Source organism: Streptomyces sp. NPDC026301 (genome assembly GCF_055567935.1).
In genome coordinates, this window is record NZ_JBVHPN010000009.1 from 235433 (window position 1) to 259526 (window position 24094).

19 protein-coding genes are annotated in these 24094 nt (G+C 72.2%); 8 read left to right on the top strand and 11 right to left on the bottom strand.

Features of this window, described 5'->3' with window-relative positions; genetic code table 11:
• Window positions 1-5: 5 nt before the first annotated feature.
• The 4 genes from ACZ4MH_RS18220 to ACZ4MH_RS18235 form a co-directional block, all read right to left on the bottom strand.
• Entirely contained in the window at window positions 6-3794 is a 3789-nt protein-coding gene (locus ACZ4MH_RS18220) for a multifunctional oxoglutarate decarboxylase/oxoglutarate dehydrogenase thiamine pyrophosphate-binding subunit/dihydrolipoyllysine-residue succinyltransferase subunit (RefSeq protein WP_467754568.1), read from the bottom strand.
• Between the two features lie 261 nt (window positions 3795-4055).
• Complete coding sequence (locus ACZ4MH_RS18225) at window positions 4056-5171, bottom strand: HAMP domain-containing sensor histidine kinase (RefSeq protein ID WP_351599575.1); 1116 nt, start codon at window positions 5169-5171, stop codon at window positions 4056-4058.
• Window positions 5168-5908, bottom strand: a complete 741-nt coding sequence (locus tag ACZ4MH_RS18230) for a response regulator transcription factor (protein ID WP_351599574.1) — start codon at window positions 5906-5908, stop codon at window positions 5168-5170. The genes ACZ4MH_RS18225 and ACZ4MH_RS18230 overlap by 4 nt, the downstream gene beginning before the upstream one ends.
• Window positions 5909-6032: 124 nt before the next feature.
• Window positions 6033-6728 carry a spermidine synthase family protein gene (locus ACZ4MH_RS18235; RefSeq protein WP_351599573.1) on the bottom strand — a complete coding sequence of 232 codons (696 nt, stop codon included), beginning with the start codon at window positions 6726-6728 and terminating at the stop codon, window positions 6033-6035.
• Between the two features lie 198 nt (window positions 6729-6926).
• On the opposite strand from ACZ4MH_RS18235, the gene lon reads away from it, so the two are divergent.
• Window positions 6927-9347, top strand: a complete 2421-nt coding sequence (gene lon / locus ACZ4MH_RS18240) for an endopeptidase La (RefSeq protein WP_351599572.1) — start codon at window positions 6927-6929, stop codon at window positions 9345-9347.
• Window positions 9348-9419: 72 nt separating this feature from the next.
• On the opposite strand, the gene ACZ4MH_RS18245 is transcribed toward lon, so the two are convergent.
• Both ACZ4MH_RS18245 and ACZ4MH_RS18250 read right to left on the bottom strand, forming a co-directional pair.
• Complete coding sequence (locus ACZ4MH_RS18245; RefSeq protein WP_351599571.1) at window positions 9420-10244, bottom strand: lysozyme; 825 nt, start codon at window positions 10242-10244, stop codon at window positions 9420-9422.
• Window positions 10245-10365: 121 nt separating this feature from the next.
• Window positions 10366-11235 (bottom strand): lysozyme, encoded by an 870-nt coding sequence (locus ACZ4MH_RS18250; protein ID WP_351599570.1) that lies wholly within the window; start codon window positions 11233-11235, stop codon window positions 10366-10368.
• Between the two features lie 211 nt (window positions 11236-11446).
• Here ACZ4MH_RS18250 and ACZ4MH_RS18255 point away from each other — a divergent pair, with 211 nt between their 5' ends.
• On the top strand, window positions 11447-12010 hold the full coding sequence (locus tag ACZ4MH_RS18255) for a MarR family winged helix-turn-helix transcriptional regulator (RefSeq protein ID WP_351599569.1): 564 nt from the start codon (window positions 11447-11449) through the stop codon (window positions 12008-12010).
• Between the two features lie 30 nt (window positions 12011-12040).
• On the opposite strand, the gene ACZ4MH_RS18260 is transcribed toward ACZ4MH_RS18255, so the two are convergent.
• Window positions 12041-12886 carry a hypothetical protein gene (locus ACZ4MH_RS18260; RefSeq protein ID WP_351599568.1) on the bottom strand — a complete coding sequence of 282 codons (846 nt, stop codon included), beginning with the start codon at window positions 12884-12886 and terminating at the stop codon, window positions 12041-12043.
• Window positions 12887-13474: 588 nt separating this feature from the next.
• On the opposite strand from ACZ4MH_RS18260, the gene ACZ4MH_RS18265 reads away from it, so the two are divergent.
• From ACZ4MH_RS18265 to ACZ4MH_RS18285, 5 genes are read left to right on the top strand one after another with little or no spacing between them, the layout of a single operon-like run.
• The gene (locus ACZ4MH_RS18265; RefSeq protein ID WP_351599567.1) at window positions 13475-16222 is read left to right on the top strand and encodes a nitrate- and nitrite sensing domain-containing protein; all 2748 of its coding nucleotides are present in this window, start codon (window positions 13475-13477) and stop codon (window positions 16220-16222) included.
• The gene (locus ACZ4MH_RS18270) at window positions 16219-16707 is read left to right on the top strand and encodes a roadblock/LC7 domain-containing protein (protein WP_351599566.1); all 489 of its coding nucleotides are present in this window, start codon (window positions 16219-16221) and stop codon (window positions 16705-16707) included. Before ACZ4MH_RS18265 ends, ACZ4MH_RS18270 begins: the two co-directional genes overlap by 4 nt.
• Window positions 16704-17105, top strand: coding sequence for a DUF742 domain-containing protein (locus ACZ4MH_RS18275; protein WP_351599565.1), 402 nt, complete (start codon window positions 16704-16706; stop codon window positions 17103-17105). The genes ACZ4MH_RS18270 and ACZ4MH_RS18275 overlap by 4 nt, the downstream gene beginning before the upstream one ends.
• 4 nt (window positions 17106-17109) lie before the next feature.
• Window positions 17110-17724: a GTP-binding protein gene (locus tag ACZ4MH_RS18280; protein ID WP_351599564.1), complete on the top strand. Its 615-nt coding sequence runs from the start codon at window positions 17110-17112 to the stop codon at window positions 17722-17724.
• 41 nt (window positions 17725-17765) lie between these two features.
• Complete coding sequence (locus ACZ4MH_RS18285) at window positions 17766-19019, top strand: styrene monooxygenase/indole monooxygenase family protein (RefSeq protein WP_351599563.1); 1254 nt, start codon at window positions 17766-17768, stop codon at window positions 19017-19019.
• 85 nt (window positions 19020-19104) lie between these two features.
• Here the strand turns inward: ACZ4MH_RS18285 and ACZ4MH_RS18290 are convergent, their stop codons facing one another.
• From ACZ4MH_RS18290 to ACZ4MH_RS18305, 4 genes are all read right to left on the bottom strand, one after another.
• Window positions 19105-20268, bottom strand: coding sequence for a C40 family peptidase (locus tag ACZ4MH_RS18290; RefSeq protein ID WP_351599562.1), 1164 nt, complete (start codon window positions 20266-20268; stop codon window positions 19105-19107).
• Window positions 20269-20437: 169 nt separating this feature from the next.
• The gene (locus ACZ4MH_RS18295; RefSeq protein WP_351599561.1) at window positions 20438-20704 is read right to left on the bottom strand and encodes a hypothetical protein; all 267 of its coding nucleotides are present in this window, start codon (window positions 20702-20704) and stop codon (window positions 20438-20440) included.
• 65 nt (window positions 20705-20769) lie between these two features.
• Window positions 20770-21510, bottom strand: a complete 741-nt coding sequence (locus ACZ4MH_RS18300; RefSeq protein WP_351599560.1) for a TetR/AcrR family transcriptional regulator — start codon at window positions 21508-21510, stop codon at window positions 20770-20772.
• The gene (locus ACZ4MH_RS18305; RefSeq protein ID WP_467754579.1) at window positions 21507-22439 is read right to left on the bottom strand and encodes a helix-turn-helix domain-containing protein; all 933 of its coding nucleotides are present in this window, start codon (window positions 22437-22439) and stop codon (window positions 21507-21509) included. The genes ACZ4MH_RS18300 and ACZ4MH_RS18305 overlap by 4 nt, the downstream gene beginning before the upstream one ends.
• Window positions 22440-22552: 113 nt before the next feature.
• Between ACZ4MH_RS18305 and ACZ4MH_RS18310 the strand changes: the two genes are divergently transcribed.
• Window positions 22553-24082: an alpha/beta fold hydrolase gene (locus ACZ4MH_RS18310; protein WP_351599757.1), complete on the top strand. Its 1530-nt coding sequence runs from the start codon at window positions 22553-22555 to the stop codon at window positions 24080-24082.
• Window positions 24083-24094: the final 12 nt, after the last annotated feature.

A 24094-nucleotide genomic window follows, 5' to 3' on the forward strand; every position in this document is an offset into this window, starting at 1 on the left:
GTGGCTCAGGCGTCGAACGCCTCCGCGATGAGCTGGGCCTGCTCGGCCTGGTGGCGCTTGGCGGAGCCGACGGCCGGCGACGAGGAGTGCGGCCGCGAGATGCGGCGCAGACGCTCGCCGTGCGGGATGTCGGCGCCGACCGCCAGGTCCAGGTGGTCGATCAGGTTCAGGCCGAGGAACGGCCAGGCGCCCTGATTGGCGGGCTCCTCCTGGACCCACAGGAACTTGCCGGCGTTCGGGAACTTGGCGATCTCCGCCTGGAGCTCCTTGCCCGGCAGCGGGTACAGCCGCTCGATGCGGACGATCGCGACGTCGTTCGCACCGCGCTTCTGCCGCTCCGCCTCAAGGTCGTAGTAGACCTTGCCGGAGCAGAAGAGCACCTTGCGGACCGCGTTCGGGTCGACCGAACCGTCGCCGATCACCGGGCGGAAGCCGCCGGTGGTGAACTCCTCCGTCTTCGACGCCGCGGCCTTCAGACGCAGCATCGACTTCGGGGTGAAGACGACCAGCGGCTTGTGGTGCGGGTTGTGCACCTGCCAGCGCAGCAGGTGGAAGTAGTTGGAGGGGAGCGTCGGCATCGCGACGGTCATGTTGTTCTGCGCGCACAGCTGGAGGAAGCGCTCGATGCGGGCCGAGGAGTGGTCCGGGCCCTGGCCCTCGTAGCCGTGCGGCAGGAGCAGCGTGACGCCGGAGGTCTGGCCCCACTTCTGCTCGGCCGAGGAGATGAACTCGTCGACGACGGTCTGCGCGCCGTTGACGAAGTCACCGAACTGCGCCTCCCACATCACCAGGGACTCGGGACGGGCCAGCGAGTAGCCGTACTCGAAGCCCATCGCCGCGTACTCGGAGAGCAGCGAGTCGTACACGTTGAACCGCGCCTGGTCCTCGGAGAGGTACAGCAGCGGCGTGTAGTCGTTGCCGGTCTCGCGGTCGATGAGGACCGCGTGGCGCTGGCCGAAGGTGCCGCGGCGGGAGTCCTGGCCGGCGAGCCGGACCGGGGTGCCCTCCATCAGCAGCGAGCCGAAGGCCAGGGTCTCGCCCATGCCCCAGTCGATCGTGCCGTCCTCGACCATGGCCGCGCGGCGCTGCAGCTGGGGCAGCAGGCGCGGGTGGACGGTGACCCGGTCGGGGATGTTGACCTGGGACTCGGCGATCCGCTTGACGACCTCCTGGGAGACCGCGGTGTCCACGTGGACCGGGAACTCGGCCTGCGGCTGCGGGACCTCGGGCGCCATCGGCGTCGTGGTGGCCTCGCGGACCTCCGTGAAGACCTTCTCCAGCTGGCCCTGGAAGTCCTGCAGCGCCTGCTCGGCCTCCTCCAGCGTGATGTCGCCGCGACCGATGAGGGACTCGGTGTAGAGCTTGCGCACCGATCGCTTCTTGTCGATCAGGTCGTACATCAGCGGCTGCGTGAAGGCCGGGTTGTCCGACTCGTTGTGGCCGCGGCGGCGGTAGCAGATCAGGTCGATGACGACGTCCTTGTTGAACGCCTGGCGGAACTCGAAGGCGAGGCGCGCGACGCGCACCACGGCCTCCGGGTCGTCACCGTTCACGTGGAAGATCGGCGCCTCGATCATGCGGGCCACGTCCGTGGCGTACATGGAGGAGCGGGCCGACTCCGGCGCGGCGGTGAAGCCGACCTGGTTGTTGATGACGATGTGGACCGTGCCGCCGGTGCGGTAGCCCCGCAGCTGCGACATGTTCAGCGTCTCGGCGACCACACCCTGGCCCGCGAAGGCCGCGTCACCGTGCAGCTGGACGGGGAGGACCGTGAAGTCCGTGCCGCCCTTGCCGATGATGTCCTGCTTGGCGCGGGAGATGCCCTCGACGATCGGGTCGACCGCTTCGAGGTGCGAGGGGTTGGCGGCCAGCGAGACCTTGATCTGCTCGCCGTCGAGACCCGTGAAGGTGCCCTCGGCGCCCAGGTGGTACTTCACGTCGCCGGAGCCGTGCATCGACTTCGGGTCGAGGTTGCCCTCGAACTCGCGGAAGATCTGCGCGTAGGACTTGCCGACGATGTTGGCGAGGACGTTCAGCCGGCCGCGGTGGGCCATGCCGATGACGACCTCGTCCAGCCGCGACTCGGCCGCGGAGTCGATGACCGCGTCCAGCATCGGGATGACGGACTCGCCGCCCTCCAGCGAGAAGCGCTTCTGGCCGACGTACTTCGTCTGCAGGAAGGTCTCGAACGCCTCGGCGGAGTTCAGGCGGCGCAGGATGCGCAGCTGCTCCTCGCGCTCCGGCGGGGTGTGCGGGCGCTCCAGGCGGTCCTGCAGCCACTTGCGCTGCTTGGGGTCCTGGATGTGCATGTACTCGATGCCGGTGGTGCGGCAGTACGAGTCGCGCAGCACGCCGAGGATGTCGCGGAGCTTCATCATCGACTTGCCGGAGAAGCCGCCGACCGCGAACTCCCGCTCCAGGTCCCAGAGCGTGAGGCCGTGCTCGGTGATGTCCAGGTCGGGGTGCTTGCGCTGGCGGTACTCCAGCGGGTCGGTGTCGGCCATGACGTGGCCGCGCACCCGGTAGGCGTGGATCAGGTCGAAGACCCGGGCCGCCTTGGTGACGTCGTCGTCGTGGCTGACGTCGATGTCCTTCAGCCAGCGGACCGGCTCGTACGGAATCCGCAGCGACTTGAAGATGTCGTCGAAGAAGTCGTTCTCGCCGAGCAGCAGCTGGCTCATGATGCGCAGGAACTCGCCGGAGGCGGCGCCCTGGATCACACGGTGGTCGTATGTGCTGGTCAGCGTCATGACCTTGGAGACGCCCAGCTTGTTCAGGGTGTCCTGCGAGGTGCCCTGGAACTCCGCGGGGTACTCCATGGCGCCGACGCCGATGATGAGGCCCTGGCCGGGCATCAGGCGCGGCACGGAGTGCACGGTGCCGATGCCGCCGGGGTTCGTCAGCGACGCGGTGACGCCGGTGAAGTCCTCCATCGTCAGCTTGCCGACCCGGGCGCGGCGGACGATGTCCTCGTACGCCTGCCAGAACTCGAAGAAGGTCAGGGTCTCTGCCTTCTTGATGGCCGCGACGACGAGCTGGCGGTCACCGTTGGGCTTCACCAGGTCGATGGCGAGGCCGAGGTTGATGTGGTCCGGCTTGACCAGGGTGGGCTTGCCGTCCTTCTCGGTGAACGAGTAGTTCATCGAGGGCATCGCCTTGAGCGCCTGCACCATGGCGTACCCGATGAGGTGGGTGAAGGAGACCTTCCCACCGCGGGCGCGCTTGAGGTGGTTGTTCATGACGATGCGGTTGTCGAACAGCAGCTTCACGGGAACGGCGCGCACGGACGTGGCCGTGGGCAGCTCCAGCGAGGCGTTCATGTTCTTCGCCACGGCGGCGGAGGGGCCACGCAGGGTGACGTACTCCGGGCCTGCGGGCGCCTCGGCGGCGGGCTTGGCGTCCGCCTTCGGAGCGGCCTTGGCAGCGGGCTTCGCCTCGGCCTTGGCCGGTGCGGCCTTGGCAGGTGCGGGCTGAGCTGCGGCGGGCTTCGCGGCAGGTGCCGCGGGCTGCGCCGGGGCGGCGGCCGCGGGCGCGGCGGCCGGCTTGGCCGGTGGCGTCGCGGGTGCGGCCGGCTTGGCCTCGTCGGCAGGGGTGCCCGACGTCACCGGAGCGCCCGGCTTGTAGTCGGCGAAGAAGTCCCACCAGGCTCGGTCTACCGAGTTCGGGTCCTGGAGGTACTGCTGGTAGATCTCATCGACGAGCCACTCGTTCGCACCGAATCCGGCAGCAGGGCTCTTGCCCTGCCCGTCTTGGTCGGTCGAGGCACTCGAAGTGTTGGGGGACTGTGGCGACACGGCGGCAACCGCCCTCTTCCGCTTCCTAAAGGTGGTGGACAGCGGGAATAAAGGCTACGCCTCTGTCGACCGATGCTGCAGTCCGGGAGGGGTACTCGTCGCGCACGTCACATTTGGCGGGGGGTTTCGGGGCGCGACTTGGCGGGAAACATGCGTGGTTCGCTCGCACCTGGGTAGGCGGCATCGCCATCGCACCCCAGGCGGGGACGCGGGGAACACTCCGAATGGGTGGTTCCACCACCGACCCTACGTCACCGGGCGTCAAGGACGGGGCTGACCGGTCCCCGGAAGGGTGACGCGGATACGGCAGCCACGCGGGGATTCGGCCACCCCGATGCGCCCGCCGTGCAGATCCACCGCCCAGCGCGCGATCGCCAGGCCCAGTCCCGTACCGCCGTCGGTGCCCGGCCCGGACGCACCGGGGCCGCCGCGGTTGAACCGCTCGAAGACCCGGTGCCGCTCGGACGCCGGGATGCCGGGCCCCTCGTCCTGCACCTCCAGTACCAGGCTGCCGGGGCCCTCGCCGCGGCGTGCCCGTACGGTCACGCGGCCGTGCGGCGGGGAGTGCTTGATGCCGTTGTCGATCAGGTTGGCGACGACCTGGTGCAGCCGCTCGGCGTCCGCGTGCGCGGTCAGCTCCGGGGGCGAGACGTCCAGGTGGAGGTGGACGTCCGTACGGCTGTGGTGGGTGGAGCCGACGGCCAGGGTGGAGGCGCTGCGGCTCATGTTGGCCTCCTTCAGCACCCCGGAGAGGTACGGCCAGACCTCGAAGCGGCGGGCGTGCAGCGGGATGACCCCGTTGTCCAGCCGGGAGAGGTCCAGCAGGTGCTCGACCAGGCGGCCGAGCCGCTCGGTCTGGCTCAGCGCGGTGCGCATCGTCTCCGGGTCCGCCTCGGAGACGCCGTCGACGACGTTCTCCAGTACGGCGCGGAGCGCGGCGATCGGCGTGCGCAGCTCGTGCGAGACGTTGGCGACCAGCTCCTTGCGGTGGGTGTCCACCGCTTCCAGGTCGGCGGCCATCGTGTTGAAGGCGTCGGCCAGCTCGCCGAACTCGTCCCGGCGGCTGCCCTGCACCCGCCGGGTGTAGTCACCGGCGGCCATCGCCCGGGTCACGTCCGTCATCTCGTCCAGCGGGGCCGTCAGCCCCTGCGCGACGAACTGGGTGATCAGCAGCGAGGCGATGATCGAGAAGACCGTGATGACCCGCAGCTCCGTCGCCGAGTGGAACGCGACGAGGACCAGCAGGGTCGTGATGATCACCGAAACGGTGACCAGCGCGCCGAGCGCCGCCTTGACCGAACGGTACGGATCGAGCGGACGCATCGCCTCCCAGGCCCGCTGCCAGAGCGCGCGCGCCAGGGGAAGGGGCGACTTCATGCCGGCGGGGTCTCCAGCGCGTACCCGACGCCGTGGACCGTGCGGATCCGCTCGGCGCCGATCTTCCGGCGCAGCGCCTTGATGTGGCTGTCGACCGTGCGGGTGCCGGAGGCGTCCGCCCAGTCCCAGACCTCGGCGAGCAGCTGCTCGCGGGAGAGCACGGCGCGCGGCGTGTTGGCGAGGCAGACCAGCAGGTCGAACTCGGTGGGCGTGAGGTGCACGTCGGCGCCGCGCACCCGGACCCGCCGCTGCGCGTGGTCGATCTCCAGCTCGCCCAGGCGCAGGATGCCGCTGCGCGGCGTGTGCGCGGCGAGCGCGGCCCGCTCGACGCGGCGCAGCAGGACGTGCACCCGCGCCGCCAGCTCGCGCATGGAGAACGGTTTGGTCATGTAGTCGTCGGCGCCGACGCCGAGGCCGACCAGCATGTCCGTCTCGTCGTCCCGCGCGGTGAGCATCATCACCGGGACCGGCCGCTGGGCCTGCACCCGGCGGCACACCTCCAGGCCGTCGAAGCCGGGCAGCATGACGTCGAGGACGAGCAGATCGGGCTGCCACGCCTCGGCGGTGTCCACGGCCGACGGGCCGTCGATCGCGGTCTGCACCTGGAAGCCCTCGGCGCGCAGCCGGGCCGCGATGGCGTCCACGATCGTCGGGTCGTCCTCGACGACGAGCACCCGCCGCTGGGCGCCGGGCGTGGCCGCCGCCGCGGCGCCGTGGGTGGTCTGAGTCTGGTCCATCGCCCGCCCCTGAATTTCCCCGTGCGTGGTCGCGTACTGACTTGCTGTACTGACGTGCTGACTGGGTGTACTGACTGGTCGCATACTGCTGGGCAGCAGCGTAAAGGCACGATGTGACCCGCGGCTACGCGCGTTTCCCCGCGAGGTGGACCACGTCGGGGACGCCTCGGACAACGGGGATCTCTTCGGTGCGAACCTCGCTGAACCCGGCATTCCGGAGCGCGTCCTCGAAAGCGGGCGAGGGCTGCGCCGACCAGACGGCCAGCACGCCGCCCGGTGTCAGCCGGTCCCGGCAGGCCGCGAGCCCGGCGGGGGAGTACAGGCCGCCGTTGTCCTCGGTGACGGTCCAGTCGGGGCCGTTGTCGATGTCCAGGCAGAGCGCGTCGTACGTCTCGGTGCCCGCGCCCTCCCGTACGTACGCCACCAGATCGGCCTGGACGATCTCCGTCCGGGGGTCGGCCAGCGCCGGGCCCGACACCGTCCCCAGCGGCCCCGCTCGGTGCCAGTCGATGACCGCGCCCTCGCGCTCGACGACCGCGATCCGGCCCCAGCGCGGCTCGGCGGCGGCGCGCGCCAGCGAGAAGCCGACGCCCAGCCCGCCGATCAGTACGGACGGCCGCGCGCGGCCGGCGGGCAGCGCCGCGAGCGCGGCGTCGACGAGCAGCCGCTCCGACCGCCCGTCGGAGGTGTCCATCAGGAAGCACCCGTTGGCGATGATCTCGAAGTGCGGGCCCCGCCGCCGCAGCACCACCTCTCCGTACGGTCCGTCCCGGCGCTCCAGCGTGACGGGCGTCTCGTCGGTGGCGAAGGGGGCTGACATGGGTGCGAGGCCTCCGGAGTCGGGGGATGCCGGACGGTCCCCCACCCTATGAGCCCGTAGGCCATGCGCGCCCGGCCGTTTCGGGCCTCCCGCCCGCCTCCGCGTCTGATCGCTCACAGCGAACAAAGCCCTGGGAACATCCACCGACTCCCGAGCATTGAGTGGGTACAGCTCAACTTGCCTGCCGAAGGGGAGATCATGGCTTCGACGTCCACACCGCTCACCCTGCCCGTGCTGCCCCTGGACGACGAGGTCGTCCTGCCGGGCATGGTGGTGCCACTGGACCTGTCCGACCCGGACGTACGCGCCGCGGTGGAGGCCGCGCAGGCCGCCGCCTCACCCGGTAACAAGCCACGGGTGCTGCTCGTTCCACGTATCGACGGCAATTACGCCGGCGTCGGCACGCTCGGCAAGGTCGAGCAGGTCGGCCGGCTGTCCGACGGCGACCCGGGCGCGCTGATCCGCGGCCTGGGCCGCGTGCAGATCGGCTCCGGGACGACCGGGCCCGGCGCGGCCCTCTGGGTGGAGGGCACCACGGTCGAGGAGACCGTCCCGACTGCGCCTGATGGAAAGACGGGCCTCCCCGGCGCGGTCACCGAGCTCGTCAAGGAGTACAAGGCGCTCGCCACGAGCTGGCTGCGCAAGCGCGGCGCCTGGCAGGTCGTGGACCGCGTCCAGCAGATCGAGGACGTCGGCCAGCTCGCCGACAACTCCGGATACAGCCCCTTCCTGACCACCGAGCAGAAGGTCCGGCTGCTGGAGACCACCGACCCGGTCGCCCGCCTGAAGGACGCCACCGAAGCGCTCCGCGAGCACCTCGCCGAGCAGGACGTCGCCGAGTCCATCGCCAAGGACGTCCAGGAGGGCGTCGACAAGCAGCAGCGCGAGTTCCTGCTGCGGCGCCAGCTGGAGGCGGTCCGCAAGGAGCTGTCCGAGCTGAACGGCGAAGCGGACGACGAGAGCGACGACTACCGCGCCCGCGTCGAGGCCGCCGACCTGCCCGAGGACGTCCGCAAGGCGGCCCTGAAGGAGGTCGACAAGCTGGAGCGGTCCAGCGACCAGAGCCCCGAGGGCTCCTGGATCCGCACCTGGCTGGACACCGTCCTGGAGCTGCCGTGGACGGAGCGCACCGAGGACGCGTACGACATCAAGGGCGCCCGCGCCGTCCTGGACGCGGACCACGCGGGCCTGGACGACGTGAAGGAGCGGATCACCGAGTACCTGGCGGTGCGCAAGCGCCGCGCGGACCGTGGCCTCGGCCTGGTCGGCGGCCGCCGCGGCGGTGCCGTACTGGCCCTGACCGGCCCGCCCGGCGTCGGCAAGACCTCCCTGGGGGAGTCCGTCGCGCGTGCCATGGGCCGCAAGTTCGTCCGGGTCGCGCTCGGCGGCGTCCGGGACGAGGCGGAGATCCGCGGCCACCGGCGCACGTACGTCGGCGCGCTGCCCGGCCGCATCGTCCGCGCCATCAAGGAGGCCGGTTCCATGAACCCGGTCGTCCTGCTGGACGAGATCGACAAGGTCGGCTCCGACTTCCGCGGCGACCCCGCCGCGGCCCTCCTCGAAGTGCTCGACCCGGCGCAGAACCACACCTTCCGCGACCACTACCTGGAGGTCGAGCTCGACCTCTCCGACGTGGTCTTCCTCGCCACGGCCAACGTCCTGGAGGCGATCCCGGAGCCGCTCCTGGACCGCATGGACCTGGTCCGCCTCGACGGCTACACCGAGGACGAGAAGGTCACCATCGCCCGCGACCACCTGCTCCCGCGCCAGCTGGAGAAGGCGGGCCTGGAGCCCGGCGAGGTCGTGATCGAGGACGCCGCGCTGCGCAAGCTGGCCGGCGAGTACACCCGCGAGGCGGGCGTGCGGAATCTGGAGCGGGCCATCGCCCGGCTGCTCCGCAAGGTCGCGGCCAAGCACGAACTGGGCGAACAGGACCTGCCCTTCACCGTGGGCGTGGACGAGCTCCGCCCGCTCATCGGGCGGCCGCACCACGTCCCGGAGTCCGCGCAGGACCCGGAGGAGCGGCGCACGGCGGTGCCCGGCGTGGTCACCGGCCTGGCCGTGACCGGCGCGGGCGGCGACGTCCTGTACGTCGAGGCGTCGCTCGCCGACGCGGAGACCGGCGGCTCGGGCCTCCAGCTCACCGGCCAGCTCGGCGACGTGATGAAGGAGTCGGCGCACATCGCGCTCTCCTTCCTCCGCTCGCACGGCGCGGAGCTGGAGCTGCCCGTCGGCGACCTCAAGGAGCGCGGCGTGCACCTGCACGTCCCGGCGGGCGCGGTCCCCAAGGACGGCCCCAGCGCGGGCATCACCATGACCACGGCCCTGGCCTCGCTCCTCAGCGGCCGTCAGGTCCGGCCCGACGTGGCGATGACCGGCGAGGTCTCCCTCACCGGCCGGGTGCTGCCCATCGGCGGCGTCAAGCAGAAGCTCCTCGCGGCGCACCGGGCGGGGATCACCACAGTGATCATCCCCAAGCGCAACGAGGCGGACCTGGACGACGTCCCGGCCGAGGTCCTGGAAAAGCTGGACGTCCACCCCGTGTCGGACGTCCGCCAGGTCCTGGACCTGGCCCTGACCCCGGCCGCGACCTCGGTGGAGGTCCCGGTCGCCGCGTAACCCCCGCGCCCGAGGCCCGGAACTCCCGCAGGGCGGGGGCTCCGGGCCTCCCGATGTCCCCAGGGGCGGCGGTCACCCCTCCGCGAGAGCGCGGAGCTGGGCCACCGAGCCGTTGAAGACGTTCTGGTCGCCGGGGAAGCGGCCGCGGTCGGCGTACTGCCAGATGGTGTGGGCCGGCCAGCCGGACGGGAGGGGCTGGGGGGAGGCGGCGTAGCGGGCGATCCACAGGGGGTGCTTGATGCCGAAGGACGCGTTGTCGCCGGTGCACAGGCGCCACCAGTTGGTGGCGGTGTAGATCATCGGGTAGCGGCCGGTCCGGGCGTGCACCGTGGCGCTGAAGTCCCGGATCCAGGCGGTCATGGCCGCCCGGCTCAGGCCGTAGCAGGCCGCGCCGTACGGGTTGTACTCGATGTCCAGCGCGGGCGGCAGCGTCCGGCCGTCCGCCTTCCAGCCGCCGCCGTTGTCGACGAAGTAGTTGGCCTGCGTGGCGCCGGACGAGGTGTTCGGCAGCGCGAAGTGGTAGGCGCCGCGGATCATGCCGACGTTGTACGCACCGCCGTACTGCTGGCCGAACTTGGGGCTGCGGTAGCCCGCGCCCTCGGTGGCCTTGACGATGGCGAAGCGGGCGCCGGCGCGCCAGGCCGCGGGCCAGTCGACGTTGCCCTGGTGGCTGCTGACGTCCATGCCGGCCACCCCGGCGAGCGGCTGCGGCGCCGGGCCGGACGCGGTGCCGCCCTCGTGGGCGCGGAGCGTACCGCCGGCGTGGTCGAGTCCGTAGTGGTGGGCGGTGTCGGCGGAGGAGGGGGTGGGGGATGCGGATGCGGCGGAGGCGGGCACGGCCACCGCGAGGGCCGTGCAGAGCGTGGAGAGCAGCGTGATGCACCGGCGTATGCGCATAGGGGGGAGCCTCTTTCGAAGACGCGCAAGGGGGAGGGGAGACAGGGCGCCGTGCCGCGAGGGCCTGCGGGAGGGGCCGGCGCAGGTCCTCACGGCACGTAGGGGGAGCCCTGTCGGCCTCTTACCCGTTCGCGAGCGCCTGGAGACGGTCGTACGCGCCGTTGAAGAGGTTGTGGTCGCCCACGGTCGGCCCGGTGGACGTGTACTGCCAGATGGTGTGGAAGCCCCAGCCGGCCGGGAGTTCACCGACGGAGGAGCCGTACCGCGGGACCCACAGCGGGTTGACGCTGCCGAAGCCCGCGTAGTTGCCGGTGCACTGCTTCCACCAGCTGGTGGAGGTGTAGATCACCGCGTCCCGTCCGGTGCGCGCCTTGTACGTGGCGAACCAGTCCTTCATCCAGTTCACCAGGGCGGTTGCGCTCATGCCGTAGCAGGTGGCGCCGTAGGGGTTGTACTCCATGTCGAGCGCGCCGGGCAGCGTCTTGCCGTCCTTCGACCAGCCGCCTCCGTGGTCCACGAAGTAATTGGCCTGGGCCGCGCCGCTGGAGGTGTTGGGCGTGGCGAAGTGGTAGGCGCCGCGAATCATGCCGACGTTGTAGGACCCGTTGTACTGCTGAGCGAAATACGGGTTGATGTAGCTGGTGGATTCGGTCGCCTTGACGTAGGCGAACTTCACTCCGCTGTTCCACAGCGTCGACCATGCGACGTTGCCCTGATGGCCGCTGACGTCCACGCCTTCCACGGACGCCTGGACGGACGGCGCGACGGGTGCCCCCGTGCCGCCTTCGTGCTTGGCGACCTGCGAGCCGGCCCAGTCCTGGCCGGGGTGGGTGGGCTCCGGCGCGTCCTTGCCGGGGGTGCCGGCGGGCCCGGCGGCGGTCGCGGTGCCGGCGGTGCCGCAGAGCAGGGCGAGCAGGGTGAGGAGGGTTGCGGCCACTGTGGCGGTGGGGCGCCGGAGGTGGCGGGCCGGGCCGGATCTGTGCACGCGCATACGTGACTCCGTAGATCTCGGTGGGACCTGGGAGGGAGAGGGCTGACTTGGTGTGGTCATGCCATAAATGACGATACGCGCGTAGACCAGAGGCGGAAAGGGGGACCAGGTGATTCCGTTGGTCTAATCCTGCGAAATACTGGCTCAGCTGCGGAATCGGCCGCCGCTGAAAATTTCTTCCATCGTCCGGAAAACGGGAAAGGGCGCTGACGTGCACAACACCGGAACCGACGGGGCGGCGGCGAAGCGGCCCGGCGGCATCGACGACCTCTTTCTGTCGTTGGAGCACGAGTTGGCGGTATTCCTGCGCCGGGCCCGCGCCTCCTCCGGCGAAATGGCCCGCGAGGTGCACCCCGACCTGGAGCCGTCGGCGTACGGCCTGCTGCTCCGGCTCGCGGAGGCCGGCGAGCAGCGCGCCACCGCACTGGCCTGTTACTTCGGCGTCGGCAAGGCGACCATCAGCCGTCAGCTGCGGGCCCTGGACGACCTGGGGCTGGTGGCCCGCGAGAAGGACCCCGCCGACGGGCGCGCCGTCCTGGTCCGGCTCACGGACGAGGGGCTGGCCCGTTTCACCCGCGTACGCAGTGCCCGGCGTGACCGGTACGCCCGCCGGCTCGCCGCCTGGGACCGCGGGGAGATCGCCGAACTGGCGCGCCTGCTGCATCGGTTGAACGATGAACAAGAGCAGGAGCAGGAGCAGGACGAGGTACGGGAAGGCGAGCAGGGCGAGGCGCGGGAAGGCGGGCAGGAGCCGCGGGAGGCGGGCGAGGGCTGACGCCCGGAGCGGGCCCGCCGCCGCCCCGTCTCACAGCTCCGCGTACACCACCGCGGCGTCGTCGTGCAGCTTGCCGCGCGGGAAGTCCAGCCCGTCCGCGTCGGCGTTCTCGGCCGCCCGTACCCGGTCGATGAGCGCCTGCGGCCCCTCCTTGCGCACCACGCCCAGGCAGTCGGCCCACGAGCCCTCGCGGAACACCTCGACCCAGCGCCCGGCCCCGTCGCTCAGCGCGGTCAGCGAGCGGACCCGGTCGCGCGGCACGGTGCCCGTGACCGCGCGCGCCGCCACCGAAGGGTCGGCGGCCGCGGTGTGGAAACCGCCCTCGGTGTTGCGCAGCGCCTCGACCGCGGTGACGTACTCCCGGGCCGCGGCAGCCCGTTCGGCGGACCCCTCCGGCAGCGCCCGTACCGCGGCGCGCAGCTCGCCGACCGCGGCCGGCAGCTGTTCGAGGCGCTGGTCCAGTACCGCCTCGACCGTGCCGTCCGGCGCTTCGATGAGCAGCGCCGAGTCCGACAGCACGAGGTACTCCACGGCGTGCGGGGACCAGCGCGCGGCGATGGCCGTTGCCTGCGGAGTCCTCCTGTGAGAAAGGTCACAGGTGTCGCGATGGGTCGCGGCGGTGCGCCCGATGGCTTCGGAGAGGGCCTCGGTGAGCGTCATGTCGCGGAGCGAACCGGACAGTTCGAGCATCGCGCCCCCGAGGCGCGCGGTGAACCACGGCACGTCGTGGCGGCACCCGAAGTCCTCCGGCGGCGGCGTCACGCCGTCGAGCAGGACGAGGACACCGCCCTGACCGGCCGCGGGCAGCGCTACTGATGCGTAGTCCTCATTGGGGCGTTGAGGGTCGCCGGGCTCGGTGGCCAGTTCGATGCGCATGTGGGCAAGCATGCCGGAGCGGCCGGTGAAGGCGGGGGAAGGCGGAGGAAGGGCGTCCGGAATGCGGGGAATCGGGGGCGCGGCGCGCGAACGGCGCCGATTCCGGCCTCCTGACGGGCCGAAAGGACGCTCCGCAAAATGCGGGCGGGCATCCTGCCAGGCCCCGGACCGTTCTCCAAACCCGCCCGCCGATGGCCTACTGTTGCGCCTCACAGCGGAAGTTGATGGTCAACTTCCGATTGATGTTCACTCATTCAGGTGGCCGGGCAGGCGTTGTCGGGCCACCGCGCGGCGCCGGTGAAATGGTCGTATTCCGGATCTTGGGTGGGGCCATTCCCTCATCGCGACGCGCACAGCCGGACTGTCTGCCCGGCGGGGGCGTGAGGTGCTGCGAATGCGCCACAGATCCGCCTTCCGGGGAGAACGGCCGGGTCCGCAAGGCCACACACGGCGTGGGCAGGCGAGACAGGATTGCGAGCAGCGGTGCGGAAGAAGCGGCTTCGGGGTGACGTGGTGGAGCCGGCAAAACCGGCCGGCCCGGCCAGGTCCGGTACGGACGGTGAGCGTGCGGGCGGACGTCCCGCGCGCGTGCGCAACAGGCTCATGGGAGCCGTGGCGGTGGTCGCCGTCGCTGTCATGGCGGTCGGCACGCCCGTCATCTCCTCGGCGATGCAGGACGTGGACGGCTCCCAGGAGCTGGTCGACCTCGGCGAGCTGAACGCCCGCGCGGTGACCCTCGCGCACTCCCTCGCCGACGAGCGCGACGCCATGACGGTGTATGTCGCGGGAGGCCGGACGACGCGCGGCGGCGCCGGCGTCTCGGAGGCCCAGCGGGCCCGCGTGGACCGGCAGATCGAGGACCTGCGCGCCGAGGCGGCCGAGAGCTCCGCCGAGACCGCGGCGTTCGGCGACGCCGGCAAGCTGCTCACGTCGCTGCCCAAGGTCCGCCAGCAGGCGCTGACCGGCACGGGCGGTGCCCTGGACACCTTCAAGTCCTACACTGCCACCATTCAGGCGCTGGACGCCATTTCGGGCGACATCGCCCGCCGGGTGCCGCCCCGCGCCAGCGCGGCCGGCTCCCGCGCCCAGGACCTGCCGCTCCTCGGCCGCGCCACCGAACAGGCGTCCGCCACCCGCGCGCTGCTGCTCGCCGGCCTGGCGAGCGAGGGCCGGCAGACCGACCTGTCCGCCGCCGCCCAGCAGTCGCACGTACGCGAACTGACCTCGCTCGCCGACTTCGCGCAGACAGCCGGCGACGACGCCCGGGACAGCTACGACCGCACGGTCAACGGCACCGACGTCGACACCGCCGAGCGCTATCTCGACAAGCTCACCGACCAGCCCCGGCTCTACCCCCTGGACCTGCAGCTCGACCGGAAGCGCATCCAGTCCACCACCGCCACCCGCATCGGCCTGATGCGCAGCGTGGAGTCCTCGCTGAGCACCGCCGACGTCAAGGCGATGGCGAAGCTCCGGGACGAGGACGTCACCTCGCTGGAGATCCGCATCGGGCTGGTCGGGCTCTGCCTGCTGCTCGCCGTCGGCATCAGCATCTGGGCAGCGCGCACGATGACCCAGCCGCTGTCCGCGCTGCGCCGCGGGGCCGCGCGGGTCGCCAAGGACCCGGCGGACGAGCCGGCCATCGAGTACAAGGGCCGCAACGACGAGTACGCGCAGACCGTGCGGTCCGTCAACGCGCTGCACGCGCAGGTCGCCGAGCTGGCGCGGACGGCCGCCGAGGCGGAGGGTGAGCGCGCCCGGATGGCGAGCGGCCGCAAGCGGCTGGCCGCCGAGCGCGACGTGCTCCTGGAGGAGCGCGCCGACCTCACCGAGCGGCTGGCCGCGCTGCGCTCCGGCGTCAACAACCGGTTCGTCAGCCTGGCGATGCGCACGGTCGGCCTCGTCGAGCGCCAGCTCGGCGTGATCGAGAGCCTGGAGGAGCGCGAGCAGGACCCCGAGCGCCTGGAGACGCTGTACAAGCTCGACCACTTCGCCGCCCGGGTGCGCCGGAACAGCGAGAACCTCCTCGTCCTCTCCGGCTCCGAGCACAGCAACCACAACGCCGTGCCGGTGCCGCTGCTGGACGTGCTGCGCGCCTCGATCAGCGAGATCGAGCGGTACGAGCGGGTGCGCATCCAGTCGCTGCCGCCGCACTCCCAGGTCGCCGGCTTCGCCGCCGACGACGTCAGCCACCTCGTCTCCGAGCTGCTGGACAACGCCACGGCGTTCTCGCCGCCGGACGCCCACGTGGAGCTCTCCGGCTGGCTGCTGGAGAGCGGCGAGCTGATGCTCTCGGTCCAGGACCAGGGCATAGGGATGACCGCCGAGCGGATGGCGGAGCTGAACCAGCGGCTGTCGGACCCGGAGACCGCGACGTCCTCGGAGACGGTCGACGAGGCGCTCGGCCTCGGCCTGTACGTCGTCGTACGGCTCGCCGCGCGGCACGGCGTCCGCGTCCAGCTGCGCGACCAGCAGCAGGGCGGCGTCACCGCCGTCGTCGTGCTGCCGAAGTCCATCCTGCCGACCCGTCCGGCGCCGGCCGCGGCCGCACAGCCGGGCACGGTGCAGGCCGGGCCGTCCCTTCCGGGCTCGGTCGCCGAGGCCAACTCCAACGCGCTGCCGCCTCGCGGCCAGCGCGTCCTGCCGCAGGCGCAGCAGCATCAGCCGCAGCAGCGGGCGGCGGCGCCGGGACCGGTCGGCGACCCGCTGACCGACCCGCTGCCGGACCGGGTGCCGGACCCGCTCACGGATCCCCTGCCGGGCTCCCTGACCGGCCCGCCGCCCGGCCCGCTCGCCGACCCGCTGATCGCGGCGGCGGAGCGGACGATCGACGCGGCGGGCATCGGGACGCCCCCGGCCGCCCAGACCCCGGGCGTGCCGAGCACGGCCGCGCCGAGCCCGGGCGTGCCGGACTTCTCCGGTGACCCCGACGGCGGCCCCGAGACGGGTGCCGTACCGGCCGGCCGGTCGCCGTACGTCGCGGACGACGCCCCGGTGGCGCCGGCCCCGGTCGACGGCGGCAGCGCCGAGCACAGCCGGGCCGAGGACGCCGAGGAGGAGCCGCCCGCCCGGCGGCTCACCGACATGGGGCTGCCCAAGCGCACGCCCCGGATCGTGGAGCAGCGGCAGCCGAGCGCGCCGCGGCAGGGCGGCGGGGTGAACGCCGAGGCGCTGCGGCGCCGACTGGGCGGCTTCCAGAAGGGCGCGCAGGAAGGCCGGCGGGACGTGGAGGCCGAGATCGCGGAGCGCACGGCCGAACAGACCATCCCACAAACGGACACCGACGGAGCGGGGGCCCCGGAAGAGAGTCACGTTGTCGAGGAGGCACGCGATTGAAGGCGCAAGCGCCCACTGCTTACGGACTGAGTCATCAGGCACGGAATCTGCAGTGGCTGTTGTCCAATCTGGTCGACGAGGTGCCGGGCATCCGTTCGGTGGCCGTCGTGTCGTCGGACGGACTGCTGCTGCTGGCTTCCGACCCGCAGCTGTCGGAAGGGACCGCTGAGGCCGCGGCACAACGCGGCCCGCGGGGTTCCAGCGCCGACCTGGCCACCATCGTGTCCGGCGTCGGCAGCCTCACCAACGGCGCGGCGAAGCTGATGGACGGCGGCACGGTCAAGCAGACGATGATCGCCATGGACGAGGGCAGTCTGTTCGTCAGTTACATCAGCGACGGTTCGCTGCTCGGCGTGCATGCCACCCCCGACTGCGACATGAGCGTCATCGCCTACCACATGGCGCTCTTCGTCGGCCGGGCCGGCCATGTCCTCACCCCCGAACTCCGCAGTGAACTGCGCAAGTCGATGGAGAGCGTCCAGTGAGTACCGCACCCAAACTCCCCACGCGAGGCGGGGATCGCAAACCCGCCCGCGTGCGGCCGTATTCGCTCACCGGCGGCCGCACCCGCTTCGGCCACGTCCTGCTCGTCGAGACGTTCGTGGCCGCGCTGGAGGCGCCGGAGGAGCGCCGCGAGCTGACCTCGGGCGGCTGGGCCGACCGGGTCATGCCCGAGATGCGCGCCATCGTCGAACTGTGCCGCCGGATGCGGTCCGTCGCGGAGATCTCCGCGCTGCTCAAAATGCCGCTGGGCGTCGTCCGCGTCCTGCTCAGCGACCTCGCCGACCAGGGAAAGATCCGCGTCTACGGCTCCGGGCACGGCACCGGCCAGCCCGACCGCGCGCTGCTTGAGAGGGTGCTGAGTGGACTTCGCAGGCTCTGAGACGATGACGGCGAGCGCCGGGACGCCTGCCGCCGACGAAGGGCTGCAGAGCTGGCAGACGGACCGTACGCAGGCCCCCATCGCCACCAAGATCGTGGTGGCGGGCGGGTTCGGCGTCGGCAAGACGACCTTCGTCGGGTCGGTCTCCGAGATCACGCCGCTGCAGACCGAAGCGGTGATGACGCAGGCCAGCGAGGACACCGACGACCTGACGGCCACCCCGGAGAAGACCACGACCACGGTCGCGATGGACTTCGGCCGCATCACGCTCGACCAGGACCTGGTCCTGTACCTCTTCGGTACGCCCGGGCAGCAGCGGTTCTGGTTCATGTGGGACGACCTGGTCCGGGGTGCCATCGGCGCGATAGTGATGGCGGACACCCGGCGTCTGGAGGACTGCTTCCCCGCTCTCGACTACTTCGAGAGCTGCGGTCTTCCGTACGTCGTCGCCGTCAATCACTTCGAGGGGACCGCCGAATACGCGGCCGAGGATGTGCGCGAGGCCCTTTCCGTACCACTTGACGTGCCCGTGGTGATCATGGACGCACGCAAGCGGATCACGGTCGTGGAGTCCTTGCTCACTGTCGTCGCGCATGCCCTGGAGATGACCCCCGAATAGGCCCGCTCCGCTCGCGGGCCCCAGCAGAGAAGAGCACCACCATGCGGAAGATACTCATCATCGGAGCCGGTCAGTCCGGTCTCCAGTTGGCCCTTGGACTGCAGTCCAAGGGCTATGAGGTCACCCTCATGTCCAACCGCACGGCCGACGAGATCCGTTCAGGGCGGGTCATGTCGACGCAGTGCATGTTCCACACCGCCCTCCAGTACGAGCGCGACCTCCAGCTCAACTTCTGGGAGAGCCAGGCGCCGCGCATCGAGGGCCTGGGCGTCTCCGTGGCGGCCCCGGGCAGCTTCGAGTCGCCCGAGGGCTCCCAGCGCGCCATCGACTGGGTCGGCAAGCTGGACGCCTACGCCCAGTCCGTCGACCAGCGCGTGAAGATGGCCGGCTGGATGGAGACCTTCGCGCAGCGCGGCGGCCAGCTCGTCATCCACGGCGCCGCCGTCTCCGACCTCGACTTCTTCGCCTCCCGCTACGACCTGACGCTGGTCTCGGCGGGCAAGGGCGAGCTGGTGTCCATGTTCGGCCGGGACGCCACGCGTTCCCCGTACGACACCCCCCAGCGCGCGCTGGCCGTCGCGTACGTGCACGGCATGGGCCCCCGCCCCGAGCACCCCGAGTTCGACGCGGTCCGCTGCAACCTCGTCCCCGGCGTCGGCGAGCTCTTCGTCATGCCGACCTACACCACCTCGGGACGCGCCGACATCCTCTTCTGGGAGGGCATCCCCGGCGGCCCGCTGGACGCCTTCCAGGGCGTGAAGGACCCCAACGAGCACCTGGCGCTGACGCTGGAGCTGCTGGAGAAGTTCCTGCCCTGGGAGTACGCGCGCTGCACCAACGTCGAGCTGACCGACGCCAACGGCACGCTGGCCGGCCGGTACGCGCCGACCGTGCGCAACCCCATCGGCAAGCTGCCCTCGGGCGGCCTGGTGCTCGGCGTCGGCGACGTCGTCGTGGCCAACGACCCGATCACCGGCCAGGGCTCGAACTCCGCCTCCAAGTGCGCCAAGGCGTACCTGGACTCGATCATCGAGAACGGTGACAAGCCGTTCGACGCGGACTGGATGCAGGCCACCTTCGACCGGTACTGGGCCACCGCCCAGCACGTCACCAAGTGGACGAACGCGATGCTGGCGCCGCCGCCGGAGCACGTGCTGAACTACATCGGCGCGGCCGGCCAGCTGCAGCCCGCGGCCGATCGTTTCGCCAATGGCTTCAACGACCCGTCCGACTTCGAGAACTTCTTCTACGACCCGGACAAGGCGGGCGCGTACCTCGCGTCGCTGACCGCCTGAGGCGCGCTCGCGCGGTACGGAAGCGGGGTGGCTCCCTCGGGGGGAGCCGCCCCGCCGACCCGTCCGGGCCGCCGACTTTGCCGGATCAGTTGCCGGGCGCCGACGTGTCGCCGTATCCCGTGTCGGAGCCGTCCGTGGCGCCGTCCGGCAGCTCGGGCGGGGTGTAGTCCTTCAGCCCTGCCGCGTCCTCGTCCGGGCGGACGGCGCCCAGCAGCGGGTTGGCGGCGATCGGGGAGATCTTCACCTTGGCGCCGGGGCGCGGGGCCTGCACGACCATGCCGTCCCCGATGTACATCGCCACATGCGTCGCGCCGGGGAAGTAGATCACCAGGTCGCCGGGGCGCAGCGTGCGCAGGCTGACGTGCGGCAGCTGCTTCCACTGCTCCTGGCTCGTCCGCGGGATCGGCTTCCCCGCATGGGCCCACGCCTGCGAGGTGAGTCCCGAGCAGTCGAAGGAGTCCGGGCCCTCGGCGCCCCACACATACGGCTTGCCGACCTGCGTCAGCGCGTACGCCATGGCCCGCTCGCCGCCCTTGGACGGGGCCTGCGGGCCGCCGAGCGCGCCGGAGCCGAGGAAGTCCCGCTGGGCGTCCTGCATGTCGGCCCGCTCCAGCCGGCTCAGCTCCGCCAGCTGCTCCGGCGAGAGCGAGGAGAGCATCGCCTCGACCTCCCGCAGCCGGCCCTCGACCTTCGCCTTCTGCTTCTTCCGCCGGTCGGCCAGGGACTTCTTCTTGTCCAGCGCCTGCTTCGCCTCGGTCGCCAGCTCGTCCGCCTTCTTGGCGCTGCCGGCGAGCCGGGTGACCGTGTCCGCCTGGTGGCCGGCCGCCTCCTTGAGCAGATGGCCGCGGTCCAGCGCCTGCTCGGGGTCCTTGGAGAGCAGGAACTGCACGTACGGCGAGAGGCCGCCGGGCCCGGAGCCCGTGTACTGCTCGCGGGCCAGCCGTCCGGCGTCCGCGCGCCCCTGCGCCAGGTCCGAGCGGGCGGCCCGCAGCCGTCCGTCGAGCTTCTTGGACAGCTTGGCCTGCGCCTTGAGGTCCTCCTCCGTGGCGTTGTACGCCTCGGTGGCCGTCTCCGTCTGCTGGTAGAGCTTCTGCAGCCGGGTCAGCAGCTCGCTCACGGGGATGTCGGGCGGCGCGGCGGGCCTTGCCGTCCCGGACACAGTCGCGTACACGGGCGCAGCGGGCAGCGCCACGGCGGCGGCGCCCAGCAGCGCCACCGTCCCCACCGACCGTCGGAACCGTCCCCGCACCGCGCCACCTCCGCTCTGGACCGACCATCCGACTGGTTCGGATGGTGCCACGGGCCACGCCTTCCCGCCGGGGGAGCGAGCGAACCGGGGGACGGGCATCACCCGATCGGCGGCCGTCGTGCAGGCCGTCGAGTACCGGAAAAACGCCCGGCGCGCGGCGGGAGTTCCCTCAACGCTGACGATTCCACGGCCACTTGGGCCGCCCCGTACCGGGCCGCGCTTCGGCGTCGTAGGCGTACACCCAGCCGCGCGGCAGCCCCAGCCGGCCGGCCGGGCCGGGCTCGCGCCGGTAGACGTGCACCGTCTCCGGCGCGCCGGCCTCCCCGGGGACGGGGATCTCGTACCGGGCGGGCGGCCGGCCGGTCGCGCCGACCAGGACCGGGAGCACCCGCCCGTCCATCGGGCCGCCGACGAAGGGCGTGTTCTCGCTTCTCACGTGCTCTCGCTTCTCACCCGGCCAGTGTCACATCAGGGTCCGCCATCAGGGGCCACAGACCGGGATCAGAGCAGGTGGGCGGCGTCCGACAGGGCCGGGGCGAGCCGCCGCGCGAGGGTGCCGACCGGCCCGTCGGCGGTCTCCGTGGCCAGCGCGGCGGCCGCGGCCCGCGCGGTCTCCTCGTCCGTCGCCGAGGTCGCGACGATCAGCGCGACGAAGTGGTCCACGAGCCAGTCGCGCAGCTCGTCCAGCGGCACCTGCTTCCCCTCGTCGACCCAGATCAGCGAGGCCGCCTCGACGGCGGTGATCCACGTACGCACCATCATCCGCAGCCGCGGGCCCGGCTCCGGCGCGCCCAGGTGCCGCAGGATCTGTTCCGCAGCAGTGCGCCGCACCTCGTCGACGATGGCGTTCGTGCGCACCGTCTCCACGACGCTGCCGCCCTGCAGCAGCGCGCTGAATCCGGTGTCGTGCTGGTCGACGAAGGCGAGGTAGCGGTCCAGCGCGCGGGCCAGCCGCAGCGTGAGCGGTCCCGTCTCCGCCTCGGCGAAGCAGCCTTCGAGATTGTCGGCGGCGCTGCGCAGGGCGGCCTCGTACAACTGCTGCTTGCCGCCGGGGAAGTAGCGGTAGACCAGCGGCCGGGAGACCTGGGCCGCGGTCGCCACGTCGTCCAACGACACGTCCTCCGGCGCCCGTTGCGCGAAGAGGCCGAGGGCCGCGGTCAGCAGCTGGGCGCGCCGTTCCGCCACGTTCAGCCGCCGGTACGCGGGGCGGGGTACTGCTGGTGCGGTGCCGCTGCCGTTCATGGACAGCAGCGTAACTGCCCCAAGGTCCGGGCCGCCTGGGTGTCCAGGGCGGCGCGGAACCAGTCGTGGGCGGCGCCGAGGGTGGGTTCAGGGCCGGACAGCTCGGCGTGCAGCCGCCAGTAGCGGTCGATGTACGGGTCGGCGGCGAGCTGGTGGCTGAGCCGGTGGCGGAAGGCGGGGGTGTCGCGCAGACCGCGGGCGCGGGCGTGGGCGGCGACGAAGCAGTCCAGCGCTTCGCCCTCGTGCGGTGACCGCCGCGCCCGCAGCGCCGGCGCGGCGAGCGCGGCGGCCTCGGTGAGGCCGTCGTACAGCACGGCCAGGTCGTAGCCGTTCTCCGGCCGGTGCTGCGCGGGCTGGCAGTAGTCGGCGCCGGGGTGGGGGATGCCGGCGACGAGGGCGTGCAGCCGGGCGAAGGCCAGTACGTGGGCGGGCGTCGGGTCCGCGGGCGGCTGCGGCACCGACGCGTCGACGATCGCGGAGGCCAGCCGGGCCGGGAGCCGCGCGGGCAGCCAGGAGCGCCAGAAGCGGGCCGGCGCCGCCGTGCTCGGCGGGGCGGTCACGGAGCCGAGGAGGCGCAGCCGTTCGGCGCGCTCCCCGGGGGCGCAGTCGCGGAGGAGGTGGAGGGCGGCCTCCCGCCAGCGCAGGGCGGTCAGCCGCGTGCCGAGCTCCCGCAACTGCCCGGCGACGACGTCCTCCAGTACCTCCCCCAGCGCGTCCTCCCGCTCCAGGACCCGCCCCACGTCCGGGACCGGCAGGTCCAGGGTGCGCAGCGAGCGGATCAGGCGGAGCCGGTCGAGCGCCTCGGGCCCGTACCGGCGGTGGCCCCCGGCGCTGCGCGCCGCCTCGGGCAGCAGGCCGCGGTCCGAGTAGAAGCGGACGGTCTTGACGGTGACGCCCGCCTGCTCCGCGAGCTCGCCGATGCTCCACATGTGGTCGGACACCAAGGCTTGAACCTCCCTCAGGGGGAGCTCCTACGGTACCGGCGAGCGCGGCCGGCCGACGGGGCCGGGCGCGGGGGACCGAGGCGCGCGAGGAGACGTTGATGACGGCATTCGTCCTGGTGTCGGGCAGTTACACCGGTGGCTGGGTGTGGCGGGAGGTGGCCGCCCGGCTGCGCGATTCGGGTGCCGAGGTGTACCCGGTGACGCTCACCGGCATGGGGGACCGCCGCCACCTCGCGGGCCCGGACACGGACCTGGAGACGCACGTCGAGGATCTGGTGCGGCTGCTGGACCAGGTGGCGGCGCCGGAGGTCGTGCTCGTCGGCCACTGCTACGGCATCCACCCGGTGCTCGGCGCGGCCGGCCGGCGCCCGGAGCGGATCGCCCGGATCGTGTACTTGGACGCGGGGATGCCCCAGGACGGCGACCCGGCGCTCCAGTTGGTGCCGGACCAGGCGGTCCGCGACCGGCTGCTGGGCGAGGACGGGCCGGCCGAGGACTGGCGGGTGCCCCCGCCGGCGGCGGACGAGTGGCAGCGCTGGGGCAGCACCGCCGGCCTCTCCGAAGCCGCCCTGGCACGGCTGACGCGCCTCGCCGCACCACAGCCGCGCGGCACGCTCACCCAGCCGCTCCGGCTCCCGGAGACGGTCGCCGCGCTGCCCACGACCGGTGTCTTCTGCACCGCCAACGGGAACAGCATCGCCGTGGTCGAGCAGATCGTGGGACTCGGGGACCCGCGCCTCAAGGCGCTCGTCGATCCCCGGGTGACCTTCTTCGAACTCGGCACCGGGCACTGGCCGATGCTCTCCGCGCCCGACGAACTGGCCGAGGTCCTGCTGAAGGCCGCGGCGGGAGAAGGGCACCGGCTGGCCGCGACGCTGACCGAACAGCCCGCACACCTCCGGCCGTTCCTCGTGGACGTGCCGGAGCGGCGCCGCGAGCGCCTCGGACGGGTCGACCTGTACCTGCCGGACGACCTGCCCGCCCACCCGGCGGAGGCCGACCGCCCGCGCCCCGCGGTGGTGTTCGTGCACGGCGGCCCGGTGCCTCCCGGCATCGACCCGACGCCGCGCGACTGGCCCACCTTCGTCGGCTACGGAGGGTACGTCGCGGGCCTGGGCGCGATCGGCGTCACGCTCGATCACCGGCTGCACGCCCTCACCGATTACCCGCGTGCCGCCGAGGACCTCGCCGAGGCGATCGACGTGGTACGGGCCGATCCGCGTGTCGACGAAGACCGCATCGCGCTGTGGCACCTCTCCGCGGGCGGGCTGCTGACGGCGGACTGGCTCGCGGCGCCCCCGCCGTGGCTGCGGTGCGTGGCGGCCAGCTATCCGATCCTCGCGCCGCTGCCGAGCTGGGGGCTCGGCGCGTCACGGTTCCGCCCCGCGGCGGCGGTGCGCGGCGCGGGGCGGCTGCCGATCGTACTGACCAGGGTGGGGCGGGAGCACCCGGAGATCGCGGCGACGGTCGAGGAGTTCCTGACCGCCGCCGCGGACTGCGGGGCCGAGGTCGAGGTGGTCGACATCCCGCTGGGCCACCACGGGTTCGAGACCAGGGACCACACCGAGCAGGCGCGCGGGGCCGTGGACCGCGCGGTGCGGTCCGTACTGGCGCACCTGCGCGGCTGAGCGGCGCGGCCC